This is a genomic window from Cellulomonas sp. KRMCY2, from assembly GCF_000526515.1.
Taxonomy (GTDB): domain Bacteria; phylum Actinomycetota; class Actinomycetes; order Actinomycetales; family Cellulomonadaceae; genus Actinotalea.
The window spans coordinates 2,242,845-2,259,289 of record NZ_JAGF01000001.1; the positions used below are offsets into that span (position 1 = coordinate 2,242,845).

Below are 16,445 nucleotides of genomic sequence, written 5' to 3' on the forward strand. Positions count from 1 at the left end.
GCACCGTTCGTACCGTGCCGACCCAGGAGCATCCCGATGTCTGCCAGCACCCGTCCCGCCCCCCTCCCCGCCGACGATGCCCGGCGCCCGGTCCGCCGGGCCCTGATCAGCGTCTACGACAAGGCCGGCCTGCCCGAGCTCGCCGCTGCGCTGCACGACGCCGGTGTCGAGCTCGTCTCGACCGGCTCGACCGCCGCGACGATCGCCGCCGCCGGCGTGCCGGTGACCCCGGTCGAGGAGCTCACCGGCTTCCCCGAGTGCCTCGACGGCCGGGTCAAGACGCTGCACCCGCGCGTGCACGCGGGCATCCTCGCCGACACCCGCAGGCCCGAGCACCTCGCCCAGCTCGCCGAGCTGGGCGTCGAGACCTTCGAGCTCGTCGTGGTGAACCTCTACCCGTTCACGGCCACCGTGGCGTCGGGCGCAGGGCCGGACGAGTGCGTCGAGCAGATCGACATCGGCGGCCCCTCGATGGTCCGGGCCGCCGCGAAGAACCACCCGAGCGTCGCCGTCGTCGTCGACCCCACGGCGTACGACGACGTGATCGCCTCGGTCCGGGCCGGCGGCTTCACCCACGCGCAGCGCACCGCGCTCGCGGCGAAGGCCTTCGTGCACACCGCGACCTATGACGTCGCCGTCGCGTCCTGGATGGGCAACGTCCTGACCACGACCGACGCCGTCGACGGCATCGCGACGGGCTTCCCGGCGTGGATCGGTGGCACCTGGGACCGGGCCGACGTGCTGCGCTACGGCGAGAACCCGCACCAGCGTGCCGCGCTCTACACGAACGGCTACCAGGCCGGCGGGCTGGCGACGGCCCGGCAGCTGCACGGCAAGGCGATGAGCTACAACAACTACGTCGACGCCGACGCCGCGTGGCGGGCCGCGCACGACCACAGCGGTCCGGCCGTCGCGATCATCAAGCATGCGAACCCGTGCGGCATCGCCGTCGGCGCGGACATCGCCCAGGCCCACGCCAGGGCGCACGCGTGCGACCCGCTGTCGGCCTACGGCGGTGTCATCGCGGCGAACGGTGTGATCACGAAGGCCGCGGCCGAGCAGATCGCACCGGTCTTCACCGAGGTCGTCGTCGCGCCGGGCTTCGAGCCGGACGCCCTGGAGATCCTCACCGCGAAGAAGAACATCCGGCTGCTGGTCGTCGACACGCCGCCGACCGCGACGGTCGAGACCCGGCCGATCAGCGGCGGCCTGCTCGTCCAGGCGACCGACCGGATCGATGCCGTGACGCCCGACGGCGGCGACGACCCGGCGCGCTGGGTCCTGGCCGCCGGGGAGCCGGCCGACGCGGCCACGCTCGCGGATCTGGCCTTCGCCTGGCGCTCGGTCCGCGCGGTCAAGTCGAACGCGATCCTGCTGGCCTCCGACGGTGCGTCGATCGGGGTCGGGATGGGGCAGGTCAACCGGGTCGACTCGTGCCGGCTGGCCGTCGAGCGAGCCAACTCCGGCGACGTCGAGCGGGCCCGCGGGGCGGTCGCGGCCTCCGATGCGTTCTTCCCGTTCGCCGACGGCCTCCAGGTGCTCCTGGACGCCGGCGTGCGTGCCGTCGTGCAGCCCGGTGGCTCCGTCCGCGACGACGAGGTGATCGCCGCGGCGACCGCTGCCGGCGCAACCCTCTACCTCACCGGCACCCGCCACTTCGCGCACTGACCCTGCTGCCCCTGCTCCGCCCACGACCTGTCGGACCCGCGGCCCAGACCTGTCGGACCTGCGGCCGCCCGAGCGGTGGTCGCTGGTCCGACACGTGGTTCAGGGGCGGTGGGCGTCGCGCAGGGGGCGGGCCGGGTCGGCGGCGACGGCGCGGTCGAGGTGGGGCAGCGCCGGCGCGGTGAAGAGCCGGCGGGCTGCCCCGACGTCGCGGGGTCGGTCGACCGCCAGCACGGCGGTGAGCTCGTCGGTCCCGGCGGTGAACCACAGCGCCGTGAACTCCGCAGCCGCGTGATCGTCACCCGTCCCGCGGAGCACGACGTCGTCCTCCGGGCCGGGTGCGCCGACCATCGCCAGCTCATGGCCCAGCTGCGTCGAGAAGACGTACGGCGCCACGTCGTGCGGCGGTCCGTCGCCGGCCGTGCCGAGCAAGGTGCGGACCGCCACCGCCGGCCCGCGCAGGGCGCCGTCCCAGTGCCCCCCGGGGACCCAGCCGTGCCGCGCGGAACGTCGGCGGGCCAGGTCGCCGACGGCCACGACCCGGCCGCGGGTGCCGGGCACGCGGTAGCCCCCGTCGACGGCGATCGAGCCGTCCGCGGCCACCGGCAGGGCGTCGCCGATCCAGGCCGAGGACGGCCGGGCGCCGACCGCGGCGAGCACGACGTCGGCGTCGAGGACCCGCCCGTCGGCGAGCTCGACCTGCCCGGCTGCGACGCGGACCACACCGGTCCCGGTCAGCAGGCGGACACCGGCCGCCGCGTACCAGGGGATCGTGAGGGCACCGACCGGGACGCCGAGGGCTGTCGCGGACGGCGCGGGCGCGGCCTCGACCACCGTCACGTCCACCCCGGCGCCGGCCGCGACGCCGGCCACCTCGGCGCCGATCCAGCCCGCTCCGACGATCACCAGCCGTGCTCCGGGCGTCAGCGCCGTCCGGAGCCGGGCGGCGTCGGCGGCCGTGTGCAGGGTCAGGGCCGTCTCCCACCCGGCCGGCCGGACGGCGTGCGCGCCGGTCGCCAGGACGGCCGCGTCTGCTGCGACCGACCCGGTGGTCGTCCGGATCGTCACACCGTGCGCGCCGACCTGCAGGCCGGTCGCGGCCTCGCCGAGCCGGACGTCGTCCGCCCGGTCGAGGTCGATGCCCAGCTCCGCCCGGAGCCAGGCCGGCTCGGCGCGGGTGAACAGCTCCTTGGACAGCGGCGGCCGGTCGTAGGGTTCGACGTCCTCAGCCCCGACGAGGGTCACGTGCCCGTCGAAGCCGTGGTCGCGCAGGGCGTGGACCGCCTGGCTCCCGGCGAGCCCGCCGCCCACGACGACGATCGAGCGCAACGGCCCGCCCAGGTCGTGGGTCAGGTCGTGGGTCAGGTCGTCGGGCGGGTCGGCTGACGTGAGGTCGCGGTGGGCCGGCACCCGATCACGGTAGTCTCCGGGCGTGACGCCTGCCCCGCCGGAACCGGTCGAACGGCACACCGCCCCGGCACTCTGGCTCGTCGTGCTGGCCCTCGTCGGGATGACCCTGACGGCGGTCGCGGACGGTGCCCGGACCGCCGCAGCCGTGCTCGTGGCGACGCTGGTCGGCGCCGCGGCCGCCCGGCTGATCGGCCGCGGCCGCCATCCCGAGGGGATCGCGGTGCGCTCGACCTGGCTGGACGTGACGATCCTCCTGCTGCTCGCGCTGGGCATCGGGCTGCTGATGCTTGCGCCAGGCGTCGCCCCTGACCCTGCTGCGACCGGGTCCGTGACCGGGTCGGCAGCAGGATCAGCGGCAGGGTCAGCAGCGGGTCAGTACCGGTCGGGCACCGGCTCCCCGTCGTCCTGAGCGTCGATCGCGTCGATCGCCTCGTCCTCGACGGACGTGCCGGCGAACGCGAACCATGCCAGTCCGGCGATCGCCGCACCGAGCAGGGGCGCGGCCCAGAACAGCCACACCTGTCCGATCGCGTCGCCCCCGGCGAAGATCGCCGACGCGGTCGAGCGTGCCGGGTTGAGCGACGCGCCGGTGACCGGGCTGAGCACGAGCAGCAGGGCGGCGTAGGTGAACCCGATCGCGATCGGGGCCGCACCCGGCAGCGCGCGGCGGTGCCGGGCGCCCAGCACGACGGCGACCAGGAGCGCTGCGGCGACGGTCTCCAGCAGCAGGGCGGCCTTGAGGTCGAAGCCGACGGTGTCGCCGGACATCGCCCAGAGCGGTGAGCCGCTGTCCCAGCCGTTGGCCGTCATGGCCCAGAGCTCACCGGCATCGGTCAGCTGGAGCAGGCCAGGCAGCCCGCTCGGGATCGTCGAGAAGAGGACGGCGGCAGCCGCGACCCCGCCGACCAGCTGTGCGAGCCAGTAGAGCGGGAGGTCGAGCCAGGGCGTCCGGCCCGCGATCGCCGAGCCGAGCGTGACGGCCGGGTTGAAGTGGCCACCCGAGACGTGCCCGAGGGTCGCTGTGGCGGCGGCGAGGACCAGGCCCGCCGCGAGCGCGCTGCCGAACGCACCGGCGCCGCTCAGTGGGCTGTACAGCACGGTCCCGAGCGTCACGATCACCAGGGCGAAGGTGCCGAGCGCCTCGGCGCCGATCCGCGCGGCCACGCCGGGGCCGCCGGCGTCCGTAGCGGAGGTCGTCGGGATGAAGCCGCCGAAGCCGACGGGCGTGTCGGTGTCGTCGTCCGCGACGTCGTCGACCGGTGCGGAGCCGGGCGCGTCGTCGACGGTCCCGAGCTCGGGGGCAGCGCCTGCCGCGGCGTCGGTCACGGCCGGGTCGATGGGGGTGGGGTCGTTGGTGGACATGCGAATCCTGTCGTCGAGAGCGGTGGGCATCGTCTACGCCACCGTCGGGCATCATGCCATCGCAACGGACGCCGTACGGTACAACCGCCGGTCAGGCGCACCCGTTCGGAAAGATCTCTCGACGTCGAGTAATCTGACCGGCAGCAGGAGGCGCCGACGCCCCGCCGGCGCAGCCGGTCCGCCGGGCGCCTGGGGCCGGAGCACGAACCACCACAGCAACGGAGTTCATCGATGGGCAAGATCAAGGTCGTCGGGCCGGTCGTCGAGCTGGACGGCGACGAGATGACCCGGATCATCTGGCAGGTCATCAAGGACCGCCTGATCCACCCCTACCTGGACATCGACCTGCGGTACTACGACCTGTCGATCGAGAACCGCGACGCGACCGACGACCAGGTCACGATCGACGCTGCGTACGCCATCAAGGAGCACGGCGTCGGCGTCAAGTGCGCGACCATCACGCCGGACGAGGCACGGGTGGCGGAGTTCGGCCTCAAGAAGATGTGGGTCTCGCCCAACGGGACGATCCGCAACATCCTCGGCGGCGTCGTGTTCCGCGAGCCGATCATCATCTCGAACATCCCGCGGCTGGTCCCGGGCTGGAACAAGCCGATCATCATCGGCCGGCACGCCTTCGGCGACCAGTACCGGGCGACCAACTTCAAGGTGCCCGGTGCCGGCACCCTGACCTTGACCTTCACGCCGGCGGACGGCTCGGAGCCGATCACGCAGGAGGTCGTGACCTACCCCGAGGGCGGCGGTGTCGCGATGGGGATGTACAACTTCAACGACTCGATCCGGGACTTCGCCCGGGCGTCCCTCGCCTACGGCCTGCAGCGCGGGTACCCGGTCTACCTGTCGACCAAGAACACGATCCTCAAGGCCTACGACGGCGCGTTCAAGGACATCTTCGCGGAGGTGTTCGAGACCGAGTTCGCCGAGGCGTTCGCCGCGGCCGGCCTGACCTACGAGCACCGCCTGATCGACGACATGGTCGCCGCGGCGATGAAGTGGGAGGGCGGCTACGTCTGGGCCTGCAAGAACTACGACGGCGACGTCCAGTCGGACACCGTCGCCCAGGGCTTCGGCTCGCTCGGGCTGATGACGTCGGTACTCATGACGCCGGATGGCCGGACCGTCGAGGCCGAGGCCGCGCACGGCACCGTCACCCGGCACTACCGCCAGCACCAGGCCGGCAGACCGACCTCGACCAACCCGATCGCGTCGATCTTCGCCTGGACCGGCGGGTTGCGGCACCGCGGCACGCTCGACGGCACGCCCGAGGTCACCGCGTTCGCCCAGACCCTCGAGGACGTCGTCGTCGCGACAGTCGAGAGCGGCAAGATGACCAAGGACCTGGCCCTGCTCGTCGGTCCGGAGCAGCCCTGGTTGACCACCGAGGACTTCCTCGCTGCACTGGATGAGAACCTCGCCGCACGCCTCGGTCGATCAGCAGGCTCGAAGGAGATCTGATGGCCCCCCCGAACCCCAGCGCCCACCCGGTCACCGTCACGGTGACCGGTGCGGCCGGCCAGATCGGCTACTCGCTGCTGTTCCGCATCGCGTCCGGCGCGATGCTGGGCACCGGCACCCCCGTGCGGCTCCGGCTGCTGGAGATCCCCCAAGGGATGAAGGCCGCCGAGGGCACGGCGATGGAGCTGCACGACTGCGCCTTCCCCCTGCTGGAGTCGGTCGAGATCTACGACGACGCGCGCGCCGCGTTCGACGGGGTCAACGTCGCCCTCCTGGTCGGTGCGCGCCCGCGCGGACCGGGCATGGAGCGCAGCGACCTCCTGGCGGCCAACGGCGGGATCTTCGGGCCGCAGGGTGAGGCGATCAACGCGGGAGCCGCCGACGACGTCCGCGTCCTGGTGGTCGGGAACCCGGCGAACACCAACGCCCTGATCGCCCAGGCGCACGCCCCCGACGTCCCGGCGGAGCGGTTCACGGCGATGACGCGTCTCGACCACAACCGCGCGTTGTCCCAGCTCGCCCACAAGTCCGGCGTCGGTGTCCGGCGGATCAAGCGGGTCACGATCTGGGGCAACCACTCGGCCACCCAGTACCCGGACATCTTCCACGCGACGATCGGCGGCCGGCCGGCCGTCGACGTCGTCGGCGACAGCGGGTGGCTCGAGCACGTCTTCATCCCGACGGTCGCCAAGCGCGGCGCGGCGATCATCGAGACACGCGGCGCGTCGTCGGCAGCGTCGGCGGCCAACGCGGCGATCGACCACGTGCACTCCTGGGTGCTCGGCACCCCCGAGGGGACCTGGACGTCGGCCGGCATCGTGTCCGACGGCTCCTACGGCGTGCCGGAGGGTCTCATCTGCTCGTTCCCGGTCACCTCGGTCAACGGCAGGTGGCAGATCGTCCAGGGGCTCGAGATCAACGACTTCTCGCGGGCCAGGATCGACGCGTCGATCGCCGAGCTCGTCGAGGAGCGCGACGCCGTCCACGAGCTCGGCCTGCTCTGACGTGTCGCCTCCCCGCACCGGTCGGGTAGGCCGGGCCCGTGGCTGACACCTGGGCCCGGGTGGCCGTCCGGGTGCGGCCGGGTGCGTCCCGGACGCGGGTCGGCGGTGCGTACGCCGATCGGCTCGTCGTCGCGGTGAGCGCCCGCGCGGTCGAGGGCGCCGCGACCGAAGCGGTGCTCGAGGCGGTCGCCAGGGCCTTCGGCGTCCGACGACGTCACGTCCGGCTGCTCACCGGTGCGACCAGTCGCGACAAGGTGATCGAGATCGACAGCCCCGCTGCCGCTGTCGCTCAGCGCCTCGTGGAGCTCCTCGAGGGCTGATCTGCGCGGCGGCCCGCGCCCGGTCACGGCGTGTAGCGGGGCCCGACCAGCAGGGACGCCGACCGCATTCATCCCATTGCTGCAAGTTGCAGCATGGTTTACAGTCCGGGGACACCCGACTTCACCCGGGTGAAGAACGTGGTGACAAGGGAGTCCCCGATGGCCAAGCCCACGCGCGCAGCGACCGCCCTGCTGGCAACCCTCGCGGTTGCCCTGACCGGAGCGGTGGGCCTCGCCGGTCCGCTCGTTCCCACCGCGCAGGCGGTCGCCACGAGCGTCGCCCTCGTCGGTGACCTGCAGAGCGAGCTCGGCTGCCCCGGCGACTGGCAGCCCGACTGCCCCGCGACCGAGCTCGCCGCGACGGCCACGCCCGGCCAGTTCGCCGCCGAGTTCGAGGTCCCGGCCGGTTCCTGGCAGTACAAGGTCGCGCTCAACGACACCTGGGACGAGGCGTACGGACGCGACGGCGGCGGCGACAACATCCCCCTGGTGATCGCCGGCCCGACGACCCTCCGGGTGACCTACGACGACACCACGCACCGGATCGCGCTGACCCCCACGGCCCTGACCGGTGACCACACCCCGGCCGACGACGCCCTGGTCGCCGCACCCGTGCGCCAGCCGGGGTCAGCCGAGCAGTTCTACTTCGTGATGACCGACCGGTTCGCCAACGGCGACCCCCTCAACGACACCGGTGGCCTGACCGGTGACCGCCTCACGACCGGGTTCGACCCGACCGACAAGGGCTTCTACAACGGTGGCGACCTGGCGGGTCTCCGCGCCCAGCTCGACTACATCGACGGCCTCGGCACGACGGCGATCTGGCTCACGCCGTCGTTCCTCAACCGCCCGGTCCAGGGCACCGGCGCCGACGCCTCGGCGGGCTACCACGGGTACTGGATCACCGACTTCACCCAGATCGACCCGCACCTGGGCACCAATGCCGAGCTCGAGGGCCTCATCGCCGACGCCCACGCGCGGGGGATCAAGGTCTACTTCGACATCATCACCAACCACACCGCCGACGTCATCGACTACTCGGAGGGCCAGTACTCCTACATCGACCAGGCCACGAGCCCGTACTACGAGGCCGACGGCGTGACGGCCTTCGACCCCGCCACGTACGCCGGCACCGGGACGTTCCCCGCGCTCGACCCCGTCAACTCCTTCCCGTACACGCCGGTCGTCGCGCCCGAGGACGCCGAGGTCAAGGTCCCGGCGTGGCTGAACGACCCGACGCTCTACCACAACCGCGGCAACTCGACCTACACCGGTGAGTCGACGACGTACGGCGACTTCTCCGGCCTCGACGACCTCATGACCGAGCAGCCGACGGTGGTCGACGGCTTCGTCGACGTCTACGAGGGCTGGATCGACCTGGGCATCGACGGCTTCCGGATCGACACCGTCAAGCACGTGAACTTCGAGTTCTGGGAGCAGTGGACCACCGAGGTCCTCGACTACGCCCACGCGCAGGGCAAGCCCGACTTCTTCATGTTCGGCGAGGTGTACGACGCCGACCCGGCCAAGCTCTCGCCCTACGTGCGCCGGACCGACATGAGCTCCGTCCTGGACTTCACGTTCCAGTCCTCGGCCTCGACGTTCGCCCGTGGCTTCAGCCCGGACGGTCTGACCCAGCTCTTCGCGGGCGACGACATGTACACGACACCGACGACGAGCGCCTCGGCCCTGCCGACCTTCCTCGGCAACCACGACATGGGTCGCATCGGCTACTTCGTGGCCGGCGACGGCAACGGCCTCGAGCGGTCGGAGCTGGCGCACAGCCTGATGTACCTCACGCGCGGTCAGCCGGTCGTCTACTACGGCGACGAGCAGGGCTTCGCCGGCCTCGGCGGCGACAAGAGCGCCCGTCAGACGCTCTTCGCGTCGCAGGTCGCCGAGTACACCGACCAGCAGCTGCTGACCGGTGAGACCGTCGGGTCGGTCGACCGCTTCGACACCGACGCGCCGCTCTACGACCACATCGCTGCGCTCGCTGCGCTGCGTGACACGACGCCCGCCCTCCAGACCGGCGCCCAGATCGAGCGGCCGGACACCGGTGCCGGCGAGGACTCGGTGTATGCCTTCTCCCGCGTCGACCGGGACGAGAAGATCGAGCACCTGGTCGCGGTGAACAACGCCACCTCCGCCACCTCGGTCACAGTCGACACCCTGACTCCCGGCGCAGGCTTCACCTCGCTGCTGGGCGACCACGCGGCGGTCACCGCGGACACCGACGGCCTGGTGTCCCTCACGGTCCCGGCGCTGGCCGCCGTGGTGCTCGTGGCGGACGCACCCGTGGCCGCGGGTGCCGCGGACATCGCCGTCGACCTGCCGGTCGCCGGTGCTGCGCTCTCCGGGGTCTCACCGGTCCGGGCGGACGTCGCGGACGACGTCTGGTCCGAGACCTCCTTCGCCTACCGGGTCGTCGGCGACGACGCGTGGACACCGCTCGGCACCGCCGAGACGACGTCGCCGCGGGTCTTCCACGACGTCACCGGCCTCGCGGACGGCACCCTCGTCGAGTACCGCGCCGTGAGCGTGGACGCCGCAGGCGCGGCGGTGGCCGCCTCGAGCTTCGGGTCGGTCGGCGTCGCCGTCAACGGTGTCGTGCCGGACGAGCCGGAGGAGCCCGGTCCGGGCACCGGCCGGACGGACATCCAGGTGTCGATCCCGGGCGACCTGAACAGCGAGCTCGGCTGCCCGGGCGACTGGCAGCCCGAGTGCGAGGCGATCATGCTCACGCACCGCGGCAACGGCGTCTACTCGGGCACCTTCACGGTCCCGGCCGGCAGCTGGCAGTACAAGATCGCCATCAACGGCGCGTGGACCGAGAACTACGGCGCCGGCGGTGTGGCAGGCGGCGACAACGTGACCTTCTCGCTCGCCGAGCCCCAGGCCGTGACCTTCGTCTACGACGACGCCACGAAGTGGTTCAGCTCGAGCGCCCAGGGCCCGCTCATCACGCTGCCGGGCTCGTTCCAGAGCGAGGTCGGCTGCCCGGGCGACTGGCAGCCGGACTGCGTCGTGACGTCCCTCCAGGACAAGGAGGGCGACGGCACCTACACGTACACGACGGCCGCCATCCCGGCCGGGGCGTACGAGCTCAAGGTCGCGCACAACCTCGGGTGGGACGAGAACTACGGTGTCGGCGGGACACCGGGCGGGGCGAACATCCCGTTCTCGGCCCCGGGCGGCAAGCCGATCACCTTCACCTACGACATCGCCACGCACCTGCTGACCATCGAGGTCACCGACCCGCCGCTGGCTGGTCTGGGTCTGTGGCAGGCGCACTGGGTCGACGCGACGACGATCGCCTGGCCGGCCGACCTGGTGCCCGAGGGCGCCGACCCGGCCACCCTGGTCTGGCGACTGCACCACGCGCCGGACGCCTCGCTCGAGGTCGTCGACAACGCGGTCACCGGCGGCGAGGCGGTCGACCTGGTGCTCGACCCCGCGGGCCTGAGTGCTGCCCAGCTCGAACGCTTCCCGGCGCTCGAGGGCTACCTCGCCCTGCACCTCGACGGCGTCGCGCAGCCCGACGTCGCCACCTGGCTGACCGGTGAGCTCCTGGTGGGCCAGTACGACGGTCCGGGGGCCGACGCGGCGGCGACGGCGATCACCGGGGTGCAGATCCCCGGGGTCGTCGACGATCTCTACGCGGCCGACGCGGCCGAACGCGCGCTCGGTGCGACGTGGCGCCACAACACGCCGTCCCTCGCCCTGTGGGCACCGACCGCGCAGGACGTCGACGTGCTGCTGTGGCGCGACGGCGACACCACGGCCGAGCCCGAGCGGGTGCCGATGCTGCGCCGGTCCGACGGCACCTGGACGGTCCAGGGCAAGCGGTTCTGGTCCGGCGCCTCGTACCTGTACGAGGTGACCGTCTACGCGCCGTCGACCGACGCGGTCGAGGTCAACCAGGTCACCGACCCGTACTCGGTCGCACTGACCGTCAACTCGACGCACTCGGTGCTCGTCGACCTGGACGACCGGGCCTACCGCCCGCGGCAGTGGGAGCGCACGCGCCAGCCCGTCGTCGAGCCGGTCGACCAGACGATCTACGAGCTGCACGTCCGGGACTTCTCGATCAACGACGCGACGGTCCCGGCCGAGCTGCGTGGCACCTACCGGGCCTTCGCGGTCAACGGTGCCGGCCGTACGCACCTGCGCGACCTGGCCGCAGCCGGCCTGACCACCGTGCACCTGCTGCCGACGTTCGACATCGCGTCGATCGAGGAGGACCGCAGCGCACAGGCCACGCCGCCGTGCGACCTGGCATCCTTCGCGCCCGACTCGATCGAGCAACAGGCCTGCATCGACCCGATCCGGGATGCGGACGGCTACAACTGGGGCTACGACCCGCTGCACTTCTCGGCGCCCGAGGGCTCCTACGCCGTCGACCCCGACGGCGGTGCCCGGGTCGCCGAGTTCCGCACGATGGTCGGGGCGCTGCACGCCGACGGCCTGCAGGTCGTGCTCGACCAGGTGTTCAACCACACCGCTGCGAGCGGCCAGGACCCGAAGTCGGTGCTGGACCGGATCGTGCCCGGGTACTACCACCGGCTCAACGCGGTCGGCGCGATCGAGACGTCGACGTGCTGCCAGAACCTGGCGACCGAGCACTCCATGACCGAGAAGCTCATGGTCGACTCGGTGGTCACCTGGGCCAGCGAGTACAAGGTCGACGGCTTCCGCTTCGACCTGATGGGTCACCACAGCGTCGAGACGATGCAGGCGGTCCGGGATGCGCTCGAGGAGCTGACGATGCGCAAGGACGGCGTCGACGGCTCGAAGGTCTACCTGTACGGCGAGGGCTGGAACTTCGGTGAGGTGGCCGACAACCGGCTCTTCACCCAGGCCACCCAGGGCCAGCTCGACGGCACCGGCATCGGTACGTTCAGCGACCGGCTGCGCGACGCGGTCCGGGGCGGTGGGCCCTTCGACGAGGACCCGCGGATCCAGGGCTTCGGCAGCGGCGCCTACACCGACCCCAACGGGGCGGCGGTCAACGGCACCGAGGACGAGCAGCTCGCCCGCCTGCAGCACCAGGGCGACCTGGTCCGGCTCGGGCTCGCCGGCAACCTGCGCGACTACTCCTTCGTCGCCAGCGACGGCCAGGTCACCACGGGTGCCGAGCTCGACTACAACGGCCAGCCGGCCGGCTACGCGACGTCACCGGAGGAGGTCATCACCTACGTCGACGCGCACGACAACGAGACGCTCTTCGACGCCCTGACGCTCAAGCTGCCGACGGACACCCCGATGGCTGACCGGGTGCGGATGAACACCCTGTCGCTGGCCACCACGGCCCTGTCCCAGACGCCGTCGTTCTGGCACGCGGGCACCGACCTGCTGCGCAGCAAGTCGCTGGACCGCAACAGCTACAACTCCGGCGACTGGTTCAACGAGCTCGACTTCACCGGCCAGGAGAACGGCTTCGGCCGTGGCCTGCCGCCGGCCGGGGACAACGCCGCCAAGTGGCCCTACCAGCAGCCGCTGCTGGCCGACCCGGCGCTGGTGCCGACGCCGCAGGACATCGCAGCGGCGACGGCGGCAGCCCAGGACATGCTGCGGCTGCGGTTCTCGACCGACCTCTTCCGGTTGGGCGACGCCGGCCTGATCGAGCAGAAGGTCACGTTCCCCAACAGCGGACCCGACGCGGCACCGGGTGTGATCGTCATGCGGGTCGACGACACGGTCGGCCGCGACGTCGACCGCCGCCTGGACGGCCTGCTCGTCGTGTTCAACGCCTCGGACGAGGAGATCACGGTTCCGGTGGACGGCCTGGCCGGCACGACGTACGCGCTCTCGCCGGTGCTGGCAGCCGGCAGCGACGACGTCGTGCGGCAGACGGGGTGGGACGTCGCCACCGGCACCGTGACCGTCCCGGCCCGCACCGTGACCGCGCTGGTCGACGACCAGCGCCACGGTCACGGCGGTGGCCATGGTGGATCGGGCGGCTGCCGCCCGAGCTGAGACGGACCTGCGTGCGGGGCCCGTCGGTCGGCGGCGGGCACCGATCTCCGGCGACAGTCGTCCGGGCACCCGCGTGCGGTGCCCGGATGACTGCGCTGCCGGACGAGATCCGCGAGCACTACGAGCACCATGTCGACGAGGACGCACGGCTGCGGGGTGGCCTGGGCCGGCTCGAGCACGCGCGCGTCCAGGAGATCGTCCGTCGGCACCTGACCGCCGGGCCGCAGCGCGTCCCGGACGTCGGTGGTGCGACCTTCGACGTCGCGCTGATGTTCGGCCCGCTGTACCACCTGCCCGAGCGGGCCGACCGCGTCGCCGCCTGGCGGGAGGCGGCGCGCGTCGTCGTCCCTGGCGGTCTCGTGCTCGGGATGGCAATCTCCCGGTTCGCGTCCCTCTTCGACGGTCTGGCTCAGGGCCATCTGTTCGAACCGCGGTTCCGGACGCTCGTCGAGGCGGACCTCGCCACCGGTCGGCACGAGAACCCGACGGGGGACCCCGGCTGGTTCACGACGGCGTACTTCCACCGACCGGAGGAGCTGCGCACGGAGGCGGACGACGCGGGTCTCGAGGTGCTGGAGGTCGTCGGTGTCGAGGGCCTCGCGCCATGGCTCAGGCACCTGGCGTCGCGCTGGGACGAGCCGGCGGACCGGCAGGCCATCCTGCAGGCCGCGCGGGTGATCGAGGTGGAGCCGAGCGTGCTCGGCCTGAGCCCCCACCTCGTCGCGGTCGCCCGCCGGCGTTGACGCTGGTGCAGGTGGGTGAATCTGCCGCGCCCGGGGCGACTGCGCCACCGGCATGATCGTCACAGCCGGTACTGTCCGGGCGTGACCCAGACCTTCAACTCGCCTCCGGGCTGGCCGACGCCACCAGCAGGATGGACCCCACCGGAGGGCTGGCAGCCCGACCCGAGCTGGCCGCCGGCACCGGCCGACTGGCTGTGGTGGCGTGCCGATCCGCAGACCTACGCACCGGCCCACGCGCCCGCGTCGGCGACCCTGATACCGACCGGGGCGGTGCTCGCGCCGCCGTACGACGGCTTCGCCACCGGCACGTCGCCGGCGGGCCCGGCTCACGCCTCAGGTGCGGCCTACGCCCCGGGTGCGGCCTACGCCCCGGGTGCGGCCTACGCCCCGGCGGGCGCCATGTACGCCCCGGGGGTCTCGCCGTTCGCGGTGGGGCCGTCGGCCGAGCGACAGGCAGGCAAGCGCGCGATGCTCATCGGTGGTGGGATCGCAGCAGCCGGGCTCGCGGTCACCGGGCTGACCTACGCCTTCGCGGAACCGGGTGGCAGGTTCACGGTGCTGTGGGGTGCGGTCCTGTGGGGGATCGTCGCGCTCGTCCGGGGAGCGGTGCAGTACCGCCGCGGCTGATCCGTGCGCCGATCGTCCGTTGGCTCGCTCAGCCCTTGACCGAGCCGGACATGAGGCCGCCGATGAAGTACTTGCCGAGCAGGATGTACACCAGGAGCGTGGGCAGCGAGGCCAGCAGGGCGCCGGCCATCGAGATGCCGTAGTCCTGCAGCAGCGCCCCGTTGGCCAGGTTGTTCAGCGCGAGGGTGACCGGACCGTTCTGGCTCGAGGAGAAGAACACGGCGAAGAGGAAGTCGTTCCACGCCGACGTGAACTGCCAGATGAGCACCACGACGAAGCTGGGTACCGAGATCGGCAGCACGACCCACGCGTAGGTCCGCAGCAGGCCGGCCCCGTCGACCCGGGCCGCCTCGACCAGCTCCTCGGGCACGGACATGTAGTAGTTGCGGAAGATCAGCGTCGTGATCGGAAGGCCGTAGATGACGTGCAGCAGGATCAGCGACGGGACGCCGCTCGGCACGCCCGCCCCCAGCATCAGCTGCAGCAGCGGGATCATCACCGCCTGGTACGGGATGAACATCCCGAACAGGATGAGCGTGAAGACGACGTCGGCGCCCGGGAAGCGCCACCGTGCCAGCACGAAGCCGTTCATCGAGCCGAGGAAGGACGAGATGACGGCGGCCGGCACGACCATCTGGACCGTGCGCCACAGGGCGGGGGACAGGGCGGTCCATGCGCCTCGCCAGTTCTCCAGGGTCCAGGCCTGCGGCAGGTCCCAGGCGCGGGTCGGAGCGGCGTCCCCGGCCCCCTTGAAGCTCGTCACGAGCAGCACGTACACCGGGATCAGCACGACGAGCAGGAAGAGCAGGAGCGCGACGTAGCGCAGCGTCCTGCCGATCGAGAGACGACTCTTGGGCCTCGGCCCGGCAACCACCGGGACCTTGCCCAGCGGTGCCGTGAGCGCGGCCGGGGCGACGGCGGTCACGAGTCGGCCCCCTTGCGGTTCAGGTGCACGAGGTACGGAACGATCAGGAGCGCCACGATCACCAGGAGCACGACGCCGACGGCCGCCGAGTTGGCGTAGTCGAAGCTCGACTTGAACACGTACATGTCGATGGCCGGAACCTTGGTCTGGTAGTTGGCGGGCTTGGAGATCGACATGATCAGGTCGAACGCCTTGAGGGACATGTGGCCGACGACGATCACAGCGGCAAGGGCGACCGGGCTCAGCTGGGGGAAGATCACGTACCGGTACAGCTGCCACTCGCTGGCACCGTCCATCCGGGCGGCCTCGCGATGCTCCTCCGGGATACCCCGGAACCCGGCGAGGAACAGGGCCATCACGTAGCCGGACAGCTGCCAGATGGCCGGGACGGCGATGGCGGCGATGCCCCAGTTGACGTTGTTCCACCAGCTGTTCTGCAGGAAGCCCAGACCGACCATCTGGAACAGCCGGTTCAGGCCGGACGCCGCCTCGCCCTGGTTCGAGTTGAGCAGCCAGCGCCACACCACGCCGGATGCGACGAACGAGACGGCCATCGGGAACAGGTAGACCGAGCGGAAGAGGCCCTCGAACCGCACCGGTCGGTCCAGCAGCCATGCCCACAGGAAGCCGAAGAACATCGTGCCGCCGAGGAAGACGGCCGTGTAGAGCAGGAGGTTCCGCAGGGAGTGCTGGAAGGCGTCGTCCCCGAGGAGCTCCGCGTAGTTCGCCAGGCCGACGAAGCTGTTGGGCAGCTGGCCGGTGGCCTGCGCCGAGGTGTGGATGTCCGTGGCAGAGGTGTGTGCGTTGACGGCGAGCAGCCCGTAGACGAAGACCGCGAGCAGGGCCAACGACGGCGAGATCAGCAGGAGAGGCGGACCCCAACGACGGACGACGCGACGCACGGCGGCCTCTCCCTCGAACGGACGGGCCGCCCCGC

Annotated in this window: 12 protein-coding genes; 8 read left to right on the forward strand and 4 right to left on the reverse strand. The window is 71.9% G+C overall.

Annotation, left to right across the window (positions count from 1 at the left end):
- Positions 1–36 precede the first annotated feature (36 nt).
- Positions 37–1,668: a bifunctional phosphoribosylaminoimidazolecarboxamide formyltransferase/IMP cyclohydrolase gene (gene purH, locus K415_RS0110865; protein ID WP_024287081.1), complete on the forward strand. Its 1,632-nt coding sequence runs from the start codon at positions 37–39 to the stop codon at positions 1,666–1,668.
- 99 nt (positions 1,669–1,767) lie between these two features.
- Here purH and K415_RS0110870 read toward each other — a convergent pair whose 3' ends face one another.
- Positions 1,768–3,075, reverse strand: coding sequence for an NAD(P)/FAD-dependent oxidoreductase (locus tag K415_RS0110870; protein WP_231494870.1), 1,308 nt, complete (start codon positions 3,073–3,075; stop codon positions 1,768–1,770).
- Positions 3,076–3,097: 22 nt separating this feature from the next.
- Here K415_RS0110870 and K415_RS24655 point away from each other — a divergent pair, with 22 nt between their 5' ends.
- On the forward strand, positions 3,098–3,484 hold the full coding sequence (locus K415_RS24655) for a hypothetical protein (RefSeq protein ID WP_024287083.1): 387 nt from the start codon (positions 3,098–3,100) through the stop codon (positions 3,482–3,484).
- Here K415_RS24655 and K415_RS0110880 read toward each other — a convergent pair.
- Positions 3,448–4,437: an aquaporin gene (locus K415_RS0110880; RefSeq protein WP_024287084.1), complete on the reverse strand. Its 990-nt coding sequence runs from the start codon at positions 4,435–4,437 to the stop codon at positions 3,448–3,450. The genes K415_RS24655 and K415_RS0110880 overlap by 37 nt on opposite strands.
- Positions 4,438–4,668: 231 nt before the next feature.
- Between K415_RS0110880 and K415_RS0110885 the strand changes: the two genes are divergently transcribed.
- The 6 genes from K415_RS0110885 (at position 4,669) to K415_RS0110910 (ending at position 14,583) form a co-directional block, all read left to right on the forward strand.
- A complete protein-coding gene (locus K415_RS0110885) occupies positions 4,669–5,910 on the forward strand; it encodes an NADP-dependent isocitrate dehydrogenase (RefSeq protein WP_024287085.1) in 1,242 nt (413 codons plus the stop codon).
- The gene (locus K415_RS0110890) at positions 5,910–6,914 is read left to right on the forward strand and encodes a malate dehydrogenase (RefSeq protein ID WP_024287086.1); all 1,005 of its coding nucleotides are present in this window, start codon (positions 5,910–5,912) and stop codon (positions 6,912–6,914) included. The genes K415_RS0110885 and K415_RS0110890 overlap by 1 nt, the downstream gene beginning before the upstream one ends.
- Positions 6,915–6,952: 38 nt before the next feature.
- Positions 6,953–7,234: a DUF167 domain-containing protein gene (locus K415_RS0110895; RefSeq protein ID WP_024287087.1), complete on the forward strand. Its 282-nt coding sequence runs from the start codon at positions 6,953–6,955 to the stop codon at positions 7,232–7,234.
- 159 nt (positions 7,235–7,393) lie between these two features.
- Positions 7,394–13,213 (forward strand): pullulanase-type alpha-1,6-glucosidase, encoded by a 5,820-nt coding sequence (pulA, locus tag K415_RS0110900; RefSeq protein WP_024287088.1) that lies wholly within the window; start codon positions 7,394–7,396, stop codon positions 13,211–13,213.
- Between the two features lie 86 nt (positions 13,214–13,299).
- Positions 13,300–13,956: a class I SAM-dependent methyltransferase gene (locus K415_RS0110905; RefSeq protein WP_024287089.1), complete on the forward strand. Its 657-nt coding sequence runs from the start codon at positions 13,300–13,302 to the stop codon at positions 13,954–13,956.
- 81 nt (positions 13,957–14,037) lie between these two features.
- Positions 14,038–14,583: a hypothetical protein gene (locus K415_RS0110910; RefSeq protein ID WP_024287090.1), complete on the forward strand. Its 546-nt coding sequence runs from the start codon at positions 14,038–14,040 to the stop codon at positions 14,581–14,583.
- Between the two features lie 28 nt (positions 14,584–14,611).
- Here K415_RS0110910 and K415_RS0110915 read toward each other — a convergent pair whose 3' ends face one another.
- Positions 14,612–15,472, reverse strand: a complete 861-nt coding sequence (locus K415_RS0110915) for a carbohydrate ABC transporter permease (protein WP_081785221.1) — start codon at positions 15,470–15,472, stop codon at positions 14,612–14,614.
- Between the two features lie 32 nt (positions 15,473–15,504).
- On the reverse strand, positions 15,505–16,410 hold the full coding sequence (locus K415_RS0110920) for a carbohydrate ABC transporter permease (RefSeq protein ID WP_024287092.1): 906 nt from the start codon (positions 16,408–16,410) through the stop codon (positions 15,505–15,507).
- Positions 16,411–16,445: the final 35 nt, after the last annotated feature.